Consider the following 12,655-nt stretch of genomic DNA (forward strand, 5'->3'; position numbering starts at 1 on the left):
CCTCTCGAATCTACCCCTTAATCCCGGTTCCCGCGATACCACCGACAATGTAGCGCTGCGCGAAGAAGAATACAGCGAGCGGCGGGATGGATATCAGGCAAGTGATTGCCATAATGGACTGCATATCGACGCCAAACATCCCTTTGAACTGCGACAATCCAAGCGTCAGCGTATATTTTGATTGATCATTAAGGAAAATGAGCGGTCCCAGATAATCGTTCCAACAGCTCATAATCTGGAAGACACCAACTAAGATGAGCGATGGTCCCATAAGCGGAACAATGACTCGCACAAGAATAGCAAGCTTATTTGCCCCGTCAATCGTTGCGGCTTCATCCAGTTCGCGAGGAAGTGTCAGAATGAACTGTCTCAGCAAGAAGATAAAGTAAGCCGAACCGAACCAAGACGGAACAATAAGCGGTTTGAGCGTATTGATCCAGCCCAGGTAGTTAAACTCCATATACTGCGGAATCATGGTAACTTCCCAAGGGATCATCATCGTAGCAAGCACAATCAGAAACAACAGATCGCGGCCTTTAAATTGGAATCTTGCAAATCCATAGGCTACGAGCGTACAGGATATCAATTGGCCGAGCGTTGACATCAACGTTACGATAACGGTATTTTTCAGAAATAGGTTAAAAGGCTGAATCGTCCATGCATCAGTGAAATTGCTGAATTTCCATACGGAAGGAATCCATTTGGGCGGGAAAAGGTACAGCTCTGCAGGTGATTTCACCGCCGTCGTCACCGCCCAAAACAGCGGAGCGACGAACAGCAGCGAGCAGATAATCAGCATCGTGTAGACGATGATCCTTTTCATGCTGACCGCCTCCTTCCGCCGGATTTCACTTTCTTCTGTGATTTTTGCTTCATTTCGCCTTCATAGAACACCCAAGCCTCGGATGACTTAAATACAAGGAATGTCAAACTGAGGACAATCAGGAACATGAACCATGCGTTAGCCGCGGAATAACCCATTTTAAAAAACTTAAAAGCATTCTCGTACATGTACATCGCATAGAAATACGTTGATTTCAGCGGACCGCCTCCGGTAAGCAGGAGAGCAAGAGTTAACTGTTGAAACGCCGCGATAATGGACGTAATCAGATTGAATATAATGGTCGGGCTGAGCATCGGAATCGTCACGCTGAAGAATTGTCTGAGCTTACCCGCCCCATCGATGGAAACAGATTCGTATAGATCTTTCGGTATCCCTTTGAGTCCTGCTAGAAAAATGAGCATCATCGAGCCTTGCCCCCATAGACTGGCAATTACCATCGCCACCAGCGACCATTGTTTGCTATTCAACCAGTCTGGACCGTTGACGCCGATGATCGACAGAAAATAATTCAGAATACCGTAATCGCCGCTGTACACCCAAGACCAGATCATAGCTAGAGCCACACCTGAGATCACGGAGGGCAGGTAAAATGCGGTTCGAAAAATTGCACTGCCGTGAATTTTCTGATTGAGTAGAATCGCTAGTCCAAGCGCAACCGCTATATTTAGCGGAACAAACAGTGCTGCGAATTTGATTGTCACCCAGAACGATTTCCAGAACAGCGGGTCTTTCGTAAACATATCCACATAATTGCCTAAACCGATAAAGCGTACTTTACCTACAATCGGCCAATCGAAAAACGAAATAACAAGCGAAAATAACAACGGCCCTAAAGTGAACACTAGGAATCCGAAGATCCATGGGAAAATGAAGAGGTAGGGAGCTACCCCACCCCAACTTGGTTTCCTTCTAGGCTTGAGGCTGGCCATTGATTTCCCTGCGTTTGCTTGCTGCGGGTAGGTTTGAGCCATCTCCCTAACCTTCTTTCTGTAGAAATCTTATTTCAAATAACGCTCGCTGTCTTTGACAGCTTGATCCAGCGCTTCCTGTGCATTGCTGCCAAGCACGATAGCTTCTACAGCCGAAGATAGCTGACGGTTTACTTCATTCCACTTGGGATTAAGCAGGAAAGCCGGTGAATTATCCGAACGCTGCAGCATCGTGTAAAACGGCTTGTACAGAGGGTCCTGATCCTTCTTAAGCTCATTGACGACACTTACTCTGACCGGTAAATCCGCTACGCGCATCTTGATCGCTTCATTGGAAACATAATATTTGATAAATTCCCAAGCGAGATCCTTCTGTTTGGAATCCTTTGCAATGGATAGAGCAGATTCAGCAATCACGCCTTTGACCGGTTTGCCTGGAAATGCCGGCATCTCCACTGTGCCTACATCAATCCCTGCTTCCTTGAACGACTCCAACGGCCAGATTCCGCTTTCCCACATTGCAATCTTGCCTCCTTTGAAGATATCCTCACCGCTTTGCTGTCCTTTGCCTCCGCTCAGTACGGCCGAACCGTTCTTGACCATATCGCCGAACATTTGAATGGCTCCGGCTGTTGCTTTACTGTTCATAAACCCGTTAATCGTCTTGCCGTCATTAGAGATATAGGAGCCGCCATTGCTCCATACAAACCCTTGCAGATCGTACGTATCATTATCCGCTCGAACACCGAACCCATATTGTTTCTTGGCTTTATCCGTCAGTTTCTTGGAGATCTCCTGGAAATCGTCCCATGTCCAGCCGTCCTTCGGATAAGGAATCTTGGCATCATCAAACATCTTTTTGTTGTAATACACGACCCGAGTCGTGAAACCAGCCGGGATTCCATAGAGTTTGTTATCAATCGTTGCGTAATTGAACAAACCTTTATAGAAATCATCCTTCTCCAAGTCTTTGTCCCCGTCGGCATAGCTGCCCAGGGGTTCAAGCGATTGATGATACGTTGGGAAATCCCACATGTACATCACATCGGGAGGATTCGTAGCGCCGAAGCCCGCAGCTAGCTTCTGGTCGAAACCGTCGGCGTATGCTTCTACCTGAACCTTCGTTCCGGGATGGTTGACTTCGAACTTCTTCGCTATATCTTGCTCGATCTTCAGCGCATCCCCGGTATCCCATGTAGCGAATCGAAGCGTCTTCTCTGTAGCAGCATCGTTACCTTTCGCCGGTTGTGTCGCTTTGCTAGTCGTACCCTCGTTATTGCTGCTGCATGCTGAAAGCGTCGTTACCGCCATTGCTGTTGTAAGAACAATGAGTGAAAGTTTCTTGTTCATGCTGTCAGCTCCCCTCTCCGTGAATGAGTAGATAATAATTGAACCGCTTTCATCATAACTAAAATGAAAGCGGTTCAAAACCGTTAACTATTCGAATGTTTGAGCATTTTTGTTCGATTCACCGAGATGGGTGTCCATATGTTCGGAGTGTGCCGTCCTTATGTTCGGCGCGGTACTGACTTGGCGTTTGGCCTGTGCAGCGTTTGAACCATTTGCTGAAATATTTGCTGTCTCCAAGCCCCGTACGCTCAGCAATCTCCTGCATTGTAAGCGGCGTATCCTTTAATAATCCGTAAGCAAGCTTAAGCTTGCGTTTGTACTGAAAAGCCACGAAACTGTCTCCCAGCGTCTTCTTAAAAATAATAGAAAAGTGACTACGGCTGAGACCAACCTGACCCGCCACATCGCTGACAGACCACTCGGCCGCTGGATTGTCATGCAGCAGTTTAACCGCTTTCCAGATCGGTTCCGGCCAATCTTCAGCTGTTACGCCATAGATTTTCTCTATTTCCGCTGCTTTATGCAGCGCTAAGAACGCATCAAGACGTTCCTGTGTGCTTGTAAGCGGTCCTTTTCTGGCCCACTGCAGCTTCGCGTTCTCGCTCTTTCTCTCCACAAGTAAGCTCTTCGAAGCATTCAGAAGGGATTCGGGCAATAAATAGTAGCAACGCTCATCCCCATAAGGAACGACTGCCCCTTTACATAGTTGTGGATCTTCTTCTATCGCATCCTTTAACCGTTTAAGCCACGATGCTTCACATCGGGAAGTCTTGATGAGATAGACATAAACCGGTTCACCCTGGAAAGACCACGCATCATGCGTTCGTTTCTCCATTTCCCCAATAAATTTGTCATTATGGCCATTCAGCCAGGCATAGAGCAGGGTACCCAGCCGCTCATCTTCAACTTCACTGCCAATTGATTGGGCAACCGCCGGTGCCGAAGGAGTCATCGTAAGCTCATGTTGAAACTTCGCCAGCATGCCTTCCAGCTCTTCATCCTCGAAGGCGGTTTTGAGGAGATAACCAGCTGCTCCAAGCTTTATTCCTTGCTGCGCATACTCGAAATCCCGGTGACAGCTGAGCAAAATAATCTTCGTATCGGGAGCTGTTTCCTTAACTCGGCGTGATAATTCAATTCCATCCATTTCAGGCATAACAATGTCAGTAATGACAACTTGAGGCCGATGCTCCAGAAAGGCTTCCCAAGCTTTGCGGCCATTCGAGGCGTCCGCCACCACTTCCATTCCGTATTTATCCCAAGGAACCGTAGAACGAAGTCCTTTACGGACGATACTCTCGTCATCTACGATAATTACCTTAATGGTCTTGATTGTTTCCATGCGGACTCTCCTCCTTCTTAGGCCATTCTATGATGATTGTTGTTCCTTCACCTTGGATAGATTGCACAGTTAGCCCGTGCTGCAAGCCAAAATGCAGCTTGAATTTCTGATCTGCATTTTGCACACCCAAGCCGCCCCTGCCCTTGCGTTTCTTCTCGCTTGGCCGAAGCAGTTGGTTTAGCTTTTCCGCAGGAATCCCTGCTCCATTATCGGATAATGTAAGGCGTAAATATGTGCCTTCATCCCGAACGGTTAAACGGATCACGCCTTCGCCGTCTTCAAAGCCATGGAAGAAAATATTCTCGAACAACGGCTGCAAAGTCATGCGGGGAATTAAATATCTCTCGAGCATCTTATCGCAAGCTAGTTCATACTCGAATACGGGACCATAACGGATCTCTTGAATTTTCAGAAAATGCTCAATCATTCGCAGCTCGCGACCTAGCGGTATCAGCTCCTGCGAGATATCCAGATTTCCTTCTAGCACCATCGTGAGATGGTATAGCATCTGGCGGATATCCTCCGCTCCCTGAAGTCTGGCTTTCCATTGAATGGAGTTGAGTGTATTGAAAAGCAAATGCGGGTTAATTTGATAATGAAAAGCCTTCAACTCCGCTTCCTTCTTGAGCCGCTCGCTGCTTTCAACCTCGCTGATCAAAGTCTGTATACCACCCACCATATTGTTAAAGCTTGTATCCAAAATGCCCAGCTCATCCTTGGCTTCGACCGGAGTCCTCGTATGCAGCTTCCCGAAGCTGACCTTCTGCATCGCATCTTTAAGACGGCGAATCCTCGCTGTCAATCGGGTAGAGAATAGATACGCAAGTCCGAAGGCCAGCAAACATGAAGCAACAGCAACCATAATCGTATTCGATCTTATAATGCTGGAGGAGCGATAAAACGACTGGGCAGGCAGCCTCGCCTCGATCGTCCATTGATTTGCCGCAAGTGTTTTGTTCCAAACAATATCACTGGTTTGCGGTGTGAAGGCAGCTGCCGTCTCATAGATAATGCGGCCCGACGGATCTGCTATGCGGAGATGAGCCTTCGTATCATTTTCAAACAACCTGAACATATGGAGCAAATCTTCCGCATTTTCCTCAATCAAAATTTTGCTGCCCCGCAGCGCTCCGTATGGATTGTTAATCGGCACTGCTAGGCCAAGAACCGTCATCCCGGAATCATCCGTTTCCTTCATCCCATGATTCTGAGCATAGAATCCCAACCAGTACTTCCCTTTATTCGCCTCGGACATGGATTGCCAAGCTGGGATATGGCTAAGCTTCGATACATCGAGATTATTTTCTCCATAATAGTAACCAGAGCTGGTGATAATGTAGATGCCTGTCGTCCGATCGGTTTTAAGCGCTTTCAGAAGGACTTCGAAATCATTCTTATCCATAATTTCTTTGTAGGTCGTCGGAACCTGATCCCCTAGATCAACCCTCGCAGGATCAAGTAAATAGGAATAAACGGTCTCTGTCGTCTGATTCATCCGGTTCAAATAAGAACTCATCTGCTGCTCCAACTGCGCCACAGCGTTCTCCCCGTATTTGCCAAATTGAGAATTAATAACCTTCGCAGATTGATAGTAAGACAAAGCCCCAAGAGAGAGCAGCGGAATAATCGTCACAATGAGAAAACAGAAGAGCAGCTTCGTTAGCATGCTTCGATAATAGCTAGACAAAAGGCGGAAGTTGAAACGCTTATGCAAATAACCTTTGATGATCGCACCCTCCTTCCAGCTTCTCTGAAAAATCTTACTCTTAAGTGTAGCATGGAACACTTTCAGCGAACAATGTATCTTCCATCCATGCAAGTCCGAGTAACTGACAATGGCTTCACCCTTTTGAGATGAAACCCCCGAAACGGCAAAAGCACCTCCCCTCTGCTATTTTTTATAACAGGAGGAAGTGCAGATTTCATTTAATTGGTGTACTCATTACCTAAAATTAAGAATACGCTCGATGTCCATGTAAAAGCCCGATCACGCAAGCCTTGTCCCGTAATCGCGTCAAAGTTCTCGGCCATTCCACTGCGATCCAACATGCGGCAGAATCGATGCGCCACCTCTTCTGCCAGCTCGCGATCACCCGCTGCAGCTACTCCTTCTACGAGTAACATCGTTGACGGCGCCCAGATCGGACCACGCCAATAGCCGTCCGGATGATAGAATGGACTTTTCACGCTTTCAGTCGCCCAACCATGACGGGTTAAGAAACGGTCATCCTCCCGTAGCCCCTTCAGCAAAGCTGTGCGGATCTGCTCAGGTAGACGTTTGCCCAGAAGAATAGGAACAAACAGGAGGAGGCTGTCCCCTTCTGACAATTCGTGCGTGCCGGAGCGGCAGGCCCTGAAGCGGTCATCCTTCCAGAAATGACTAATCATTTTATCGAGTGTGCCCTCTGCAAGTTGTCGCCATTCTTTTGCATCTTCTGCATGTCCGAGCAGTCCCGCAATCTCAGCAAGCAGTTCTGCTTGGAGAATGAGAAAGGCCGCTAAATCCGGGCTTTCTACAGGAATGCCAGTATTGAAAGCTGTGCTGTTGTCCCAGCCAGAATCATTCCCGTGATTGTATTGCGGAATGCCATCTCCGTCGCCGTCGCGGTAGCGGAACCACCATTTCGTCCATTTGGATAGCGGCTCATAGACCTCCCTAAGCTGCGCTTCCTTAATATAATCCGTTCTGGCCATCATCCAAGACAGCGTCCAACCGTGTATCGGCGGCTTGTTGCAGTTCCACAGTTCAAACTTGTTGTTGATAAAATCCGGAAGCAAACCGCTCTCATCCTGGCGGTCAAAGAAAATCATGAATTGATCCCATGCCAGCTGCGGATCATGGCGAACAAGCGCCATCGCGTTGAAGCAGTGGTCCCAGCTCCAAATATTCGTCATCCAGTTTTTCGACATATACATCGCCGGCCTGGTCAGGCACCCTTCTGCCGGAACGATGCAAGACCAAGTGATATAAGCCGCGAGTTCCCTACTTTCATGCCAGCGCTCAGGCAGAGGCAGAGAGCGATCCAGCCATTCATTAAACTCTTCCTTTACTTGCTTCACTGCGTCATCGTAGGATTCCCATGTCATGCGCGGTTCCCACACGGTGTGAAATTCCTCTACCGCAAACTCAGCAATGCCCGATTTGCTGTCAGGTAAGAAGTCTGCAATTACGTAGGAGCTTTTGATTTTGTCCCATGGCACTTCCATCTTCAAATCACCAACTAGCGCTGTCAGCATGAACCTGCATTCATGGGTGAAACTGTTCACTTCCCAGCTGCTGGAAGTTGCTTGATACGCATAATCGTACGCAGCCGTGCGGAAAGTTAAACGAATTCCACAGTCATTCGTACGAATCCGAAATGTTCGGCGATTAGAGATACAAATCTCAGCGCTTAAGCCGGTCGGCGATTCCAACCGGATCTGCTCTGGGCAAGCTGTTGCCTCGAATGACACGGATTGACCGCTTTCATCTAACATTTTGATATGAAACGCTTCGCCGAATTTATCGTCTCCGCCACGAACGGTGCGCAGATACAGGCCTTGTTGTCTATCTTGGGCTTCAGGCAGAATCGAAATCGCTAAGAAGGATTCTCTCCGGCTGAAAGGTACAACGTTCAGGTCAAAGTTCATGATCAATTCTCCTTTACGAAAGCAGTATGCGCTTTCATTGTACCGAATGGAGAACAGGTGAGAGAACCGACAGTTGTTAGTGATGGATAGGTAATTTGTTGCCTACTGAGAGTTGTTAGGGGTCGAGGGGTCATTTTGTTCGGTCAGAGTAGTCTTATTGTTTGGAATAACTACGCCAATTGTTCAAATTGGCTGTTATAGAGCTCCGCGTAGAATCCACCTTTATCCAACAACTCCTCATGATTGCCGCTTTCGATGATGTCGCCGCCTTTCATGACCAGAATCAGATCGGAGTTTTTGATAGTCGAAAGCCTATGCGCGATTACAAAAGAGGTTCTACCTTCCGTTAGTTTTTCCATGGCTGTTTGCACGATGCGTTCGGTTCGGGTATCTACAGAGCTGGTAGCTTCGTCCAGAATGAGTAACGGCGCATTTTGAATCATTGCTCGCGCAATGGTAATAAGCTGCTTTTGCCCTTCAGACAGACTTGCCTTGTCGTTCAAAACGGTATTGTATGTATCAGGTAAAACTTTAATGAAATGGTGTAGGCCGACGGTCTTACAGGCATTGACGACTTGCTCATCCGTAACGCCTTGCTTGCTGTAAACGATATTTTCTTTGATTGTGCCTTCGAACAGCCATGAATCCTGCAATACGATTCCAAATTGCTGATGGACATTTTCCCTCGTCACCTGATTAGTCGGCATGCCATCCAGCAGGATTTCGCCGCCGTCCAACTCATAAAACCGCATGAGCAGATTGATGATAGTGGTCTTGCCCGCGCCAGTTGGGCCGACAATAGCTACCTTTTGTCCTGCCTTTATCTGAATCGAAAAATCATGGATAATTATTTTTTCAGGCACATACCCAAATTTAACGTTCTTAAACTCAACATTGCCCTTTACGTTTTGCAGGGTTTTTACCTTTTGGCTCTCGTCAGTAAGCTCTTGCTCATCCAAAAATTCAAAGACGCGCTCTCCGGCCGCTGCTGTCCTCTGCAGATTGTTCATTGCTTGCGCCAACTGTGAAAGCGGCTGCGTAAAGAGGCGGATATACAGCATGAACGCGACAATGACCCCAAAAGAAATGCTTCCGTTCAACGCTAAAGCTGCGCCTACCACGCAAACGGCTACATACCCGATATTTCCGATAAAGCCCATCAGCGGCATCATCAAGCCCGATAAAAATTGCGACTTCCATGTGCTTTGGTACAGATCTCCATTGAATTTTTCAAAGGTTTTCTTTGCCTCTTTGCCGCCGTTATAAACCTTCACGACATGGTGTCCAGCATAGATTTCCTCAATGTGTCCGTTGATGCTTCCGAGCCCCGCTTGCTGGGCGATAAAAAATTTTTGTGATATTTTTGCGATGATCATCATCAAAGCAAAGCCTATTAGACTTGAGCCCACAGCGGTCAAGGCCAGAATCCAACTGTTATAAAACATCATAATAAGCGAGCCAACAAACATCGCAATTGCGGTAACCAACTGTCCGATGCTTTGGTTCATGGATTGCCCAATGGCATCCACGTCGTTTGTGACGCGGCTGAGTATATCGCCATTGCTCGTTCTGTCGAAATATTTGAGGGGCAAGCGGTTGATTTTTTGAGAAATATCCGTACGCATTGATTTTGATATTCTCTGTGTTACGGTCGCCATGATATAGCTCTGCGCAAAACTCAAGATCGTTGAGCCTGCATAGAAGAACACAAGAAGCCAGGCAATGTTTACAACCGTATGAATGTCAATACTGCCCTGCACCGGCACACCTTTGATCATGGCGGGAAGCCCTTTGGCAATCTCGTTCGTCATGTCCTTGATTTTATCGGGTCCAATAATCTGCAACACAGTACCGCCGGCAGCCATCACAAGTGCAATTAGGATAGCTGGTAGATAAGACTTACAATACCGTATCAATTTTATCCAGGTCGCTTTGAAATTTTTCGATTTCTCAACTGGGGCGCCCATCCTGCCTTGGCCTCCCATACCGCCGGGGCCACCCATTGCTGGCCTGTTTTTGGTGTTTTCACTCATGACACAAGCTCCTCCTCACTAAGTTGTGACATCGCAATTTCTTTATAAACATCGCAAGTCGCAAGAAGCTCTTTATGCGTCCCCTTCCCGACCACTTTACCATCGTCGAGTACAATAATCTGGTCAGCATCCATAATGGTACCGATACGCTGCGCGACAATCATGCTTGTAACCCCTGCCGTTTCTTTCTTTAGTGCGCTGCGCAGCACACGGTCCGTTTTGTAATCCAGTGCGGAAAAACTATCGTCAAAAATATATATTTCCGGGTTTCGGCTAATAGCGCGGGCAATAGACAGCCTTTGTTTCTGGCCTCCTGACAAGTTTGTACCGCCTTGAGAAATGGCCGCGTCATATTGCCCTTCCATTGCTTCAATAAAATCCGTTCCCTGAGCAATGGAAATGGCTTTTTTTATTTGATCCGCCGTAGTGGCATCTTTTCCATTATCGCCGTATCCCACATTTGAACTGACTGTACCTCTGAACAGTACAGCCTTTTGCGGAACATAACCGATTTTATTGTATAAGGCTTCTTCGGCATACTCCTTCACATTCACGCCGTCAATTAGTACTTCGCCCTCTGTGGCGTCAAAGAAGCGTGGAACCAGATTGACGAGTGTCGATTTGCCGCTGCCCGTGGAACCGATAAAGGCGACGGTCTCACCTTGCTTAACTGAAAAACTGACATTATGTAAAACATAGTCCGCCGCTCCGGGATATTTAAAACTAACATTTTTGAACTCGACCTCACCGAACGACCCTGGCTTCCCTTCGGTTAGTGAACCATCGGCAATAATCGGCTGTGTATCCAGCACCTCATTGATACGCTTAGCTGACACGGCTGCTCTTGGCAGCAGGACAAACATCATGGCCAACATCATAAATGACATCACGACCTGCATGGCGTAGGATGAAAATACAACCATGTTGGAAAAAATAGTAAGCTTATCTGTTACTTGCGCCGAATCGATCAGATATGCGCCAATCCAATAAATCGAAAGTGACAAGCCGCTCATGATCATGCTCATCACTGGCAGCATAAATGCCAAACCACGGCTTGTGTACAGTTGAGTCGCCGTCAGTTCCTCGTTGGCTTTTTCAAACTTTGCCTCTTGGTAATCGTCAGCATTATAGGCACGAACTACGCGAATTCCGGTGAGGTTTTCACGGGTAACCTTGTTCATGTTATCCGTAAGGGTCTGCATTTTTCGGAATTTCGGTAATACAAAAATCATAATAAAAGCGATTACAACAACCAGAATCAACACTGCGCATCCGGTTGCTAGTGACCATTCATAGCCCTTGCCCGCGATTTTTGTGACCGCCCATACCGCCATAATAGGTGCTTTGATGATAAGTTGTAATCCCATTGTTACCAGCAATTGAATTTGCGTGATGTCGTTTGTAGAACGTGTGATTAAGCTGGAGGTAGAAAATCGATTGATTTCTTCCATCGAAAAAGAATCTACCTTGTTAAACAGCAAAGTGCGAAGCTGCCGTGAGAACGACGCTGCGATAAGGGAGGCAAAGAATCCTACAATGACGGCTGACAGTAAACTTCCAAGCGCGCAGAGCAGCATATATCCTCCGTGAATCCAAATGTTGCTTATGGCGCTGCCTGGTGTCTGTACCAGTCGGGTAATCTCGGACATATAATCCGGTAGCTTCAGATCGAGATACACCTGTGCGACAATAAACACGAGGCTGATCAGGACTTGAATCCATTCTTTTAATCTTAGTTTTGTAAAGATTCTTAACATCAGTAAAGCAATCCCCCGTTTTATATAATGGAAGTACTGAGCGTTTGTCATTGCTGCTATTGCGGTTTTAGTTCCGTTTTCTGGTAATAAACAATATTATGTTGCAGCTATCTTACAATTATTCAAATCAGCAAAGCGCAGCAATACTTCTTCTGCAATCGGAGCATAAAAAAAACCGCCATTATGGCGGTTTTGATTCGGATTATAAGGTACGAAGTCGTAGTTCAAAAAAATACTGCACAATCGGATGCTTTAACTTCATCTTATCGGTCATGTTCATCATTCGCTTTTTTCCAACTCTTCTGTCTACTAAAGCTAAAATATTCAATAAAATATCGTTGCTTTCTAAGCTTTCCTCTATAGAAATGGATAAAAACTTAGTAGCAATGACGTTAAAATTTGATTTGCTTAAGGTTGACTGTGCTGAAAAAAGCTCTTTTGCATAATCCGATATTTTTCTACTTCTCGCTATCACTTTTAAACGATCCTCCGGAACATTCCCTTTGGTCTCTTTTCTGACCGCTTCGATTTCATCATTGCTGATAGGAATTTGGATATCTGAATCATTCTTTATTTCCAATTCCGTCTGATACCATCTGATTAATGTATCACTCATGTTGAGTACGTTTTTTTTATCAACTGCGATATAACAAAGTCCTGCTTTGTCCGGTAAATAGCGATAGCTCGTTGAAAGGTATTCGACCCTTCCATGCAGCGCAGGACTGAGAAAACTCTCCAGTTGTTGTTTCAATTTACTCCAGGCCATTTCG

General features: G+C 46.6%; 9 protein-coding genes. All 9 read right to left on the bottom strand.

The genetic code is table 11. From position 1 onward, the window contains the following. Positions 1 to 10: 10 nt before the first annotated feature. On the bottom strand, positions 11 to 823 hold the full coding sequence (locus RQP52_RS07300; protein WP_315950519.1) for a carbohydrate ABC transporter permease: 813 nt from the start codon (positions 821 to 823) through the stop codon (positions 11 to 13). Further along, positions 820 to 1,773: a carbohydrate ABC transporter permease gene (locus tag RQP52_RS07305; protein ID WP_315951471.1), complete on the bottom strand. Its 954-nt coding sequence runs from the start codon at positions 1,771 to 1,773 to the stop codon at positions 820 to 822. The genes RQP52_RS07300 and RQP52_RS07305 overlap by 4 nt, the downstream gene beginning before the upstream one ends. Positions 1,774 to 1,842: 69 nt before the next feature. Next, entirely contained in the window at positions 1,843 to 3,123 is a 1,281-nt protein-coding gene (locus RQP52_RS07310) for an ABC transporter substrate-binding protein (protein WP_315950520.1), read from the bottom strand. 118 nt (positions 3,124 to 3,241) lie between these two features. Next, entirely contained in the window at positions 3,242 to 4,465 is a 1,224-nt protein-coding gene (locus tag RQP52_RS07315) for a response regulator transcription factor (RefSeq protein WP_315950523.1), read from the bottom strand. Further along, on the bottom strand, positions 4,443 to 6,284 hold the full coding sequence (locus tag RQP52_RS07320; protein ID WP_394358148.1) for a sensor histidine kinase: 1,842 nt from the start codon (positions 6,282 to 6,284) through the stop codon (positions 4,443 to 4,445). Before RQP52_RS07320 ends, RQP52_RS07315 begins: the two co-directional genes overlap by 23 nt. A 107-nt stretch (positions 6,285 to 6,391) precedes the next feature. Further along, a complete protein-coding gene (locus RQP52_RS07325) occupies positions 6,392 to 8,095 on the bottom strand; it encodes an amylo-alpha-1,6-glucosidase (RefSeq protein WP_315950525.1) in 1,704 nt (567 codons plus the stop codon). Between the two features lie 170 nt (positions 8,096 to 8,265). Next, on the bottom strand, positions 8,266 to 10,128 hold the full coding sequence (locus RQP52_RS07330) for an ABC transporter ATP-binding protein (protein WP_379174434.1): 1,863 nt from the start codon (positions 10,126 to 10,128) through the stop codon (positions 8,266 to 8,268). Further along, the gene (locus tag RQP52_RS07335) at positions 10,125 to 11,885 is read right to left on the bottom strand and encodes an ABC transporter ATP-binding protein (RefSeq protein ID WP_315950527.1); all 1,761 of its coding nucleotides are present in this window, start codon (positions 11,883 to 11,885) and stop codon (positions 10,125 to 10,127) included. Before RQP52_RS07335 ends, RQP52_RS07330 begins: the two co-directional genes overlap by 4 nt. A gap of 202 nt (positions 11,886 to 12,087) precedes the next feature. Next, complete coding sequence (locus RQP52_RS07340; protein WP_315950529.1) at positions 12,088 to 12,651, bottom strand: SF0329 family protein; 564 nt, start codon at positions 12,649 to 12,651, stop codon at positions 12,088 to 12,090. Positions 12,652 to 12,655 lie beyond the last annotated feature (4 nt).

The organism is Paenibacillus violae (assembly GCF_032461945.1).
GTDB lineage: Bacteria > Bacillota > Bacilli > Paenibacillales > NBRC-103111 > Paenibacillus_E > Paenibacillus_E violae.